The sequence below is a fragment of the Thauera phenylacetica B4P genome (genome assembly GCF_000310225.1).
Classification (GTDB): Bacteria; Pseudomonadota; Gammaproteobacteria; order Burkholderiales; family Rhodocyclaceae; genus Thauera; species Thauera phenylacetica.
Window position 1 is genome coordinate 1 of sequence record NZ_AMXF01000508.1, and the last position, 939, is coordinate 939.

At 71.7% G+C, this 939-nt stretch carries 1 protein-coding gene; it reads right to left on the reverse strand.

Annotated features, from left to right (window positions below):
* The coding region (locus tag C667_RS23355; RefSeq protein WP_004390430.1) for an HlyD family secretion protein at positions 1-597 on the reverse strand (597 nt) is incomplete at its 3' end.
* Between the last annotated feature and the right edge of the window lie 342 nt (positions 598-939).

Sequence of the window (939 nt, forward strand, 5' to 3'; positions counted from 1 at the left end):
GGCGGCGCGGATCGCGGCCTCGGCCTGCTGCACCTGGGCCTCGGCCGCGCGCACCCCGGCGCGGGCGGCGACGATGCGGGCCTCGGCGACATGGATGCTGGCCTCGGCGGTGCGTGCGCGTGCGGCATCGTCGTCGGCCTTCTGCGCGGAGGTGGCGCGGTCGCTCAGCAGCGCCTTCGAGCGCGCCGCGGTGCGGCGGGCGACGTCGTATTCGGCGCGGCCCTGCACCAGCACCGCCTCGGCCATGGTCACGTCGGCCTGGCGCTGCGCGACCTGGGCGCGCGCGGTCTCGCGCGCGCTGTGGGCATTGGCGACCTCGGCGCGCGCCTGCGCGAGCTGGGCCTGCAGGGCCTTGACGTCCATGCGCGCGATCACGTCGTCACGGGTGACGAAGTCGCCTTCATTCACCAGGATCTCGTCCACCCGCCCGGGCGCCTTGGCGGCGACGTCGACCTCGGTGGCCTCGATGCGGCCGTTGCCGCGCACGAAGCTGCCGTCGTCGGGCGCGGGGCGCAGGAACTGCCACGCGGCGGCCGCGGCGAGGACAAGAACGCCGGCGCCCACCCAGGCGAGCCGGCCGGATCGTTTCATGCTCATTTGATTCTCCTCGGGAGGAGCTTCGAGATGTCTTGGTGGTATTTCAACACTTGTTGGATAAGGGGTCAAGCTGGGGTCAGGGGGTCAAGCTGGGGTCAGGTCTTTCATTTGCTCATCTGCACCGCTGCTTTCGGTCAAGCTGGGGTCCGTCAAGCTGTCAAGCTGGGGTCAGGTCTTTCATTTGCTCATTTGCTCATCTGCACCGCTGCTTTCGCGCCTGCCGGCGCTCCTACATGGCGTCGGAGCGTGGTGGGGCGTGATGGGGGCGCCGGGGCGTCGGGGCGTGGCGGGGGTGCCGGGGTGTGGCGGGGGCGCCGGGGCGTGGTGGGGCGTCGGGGCGGG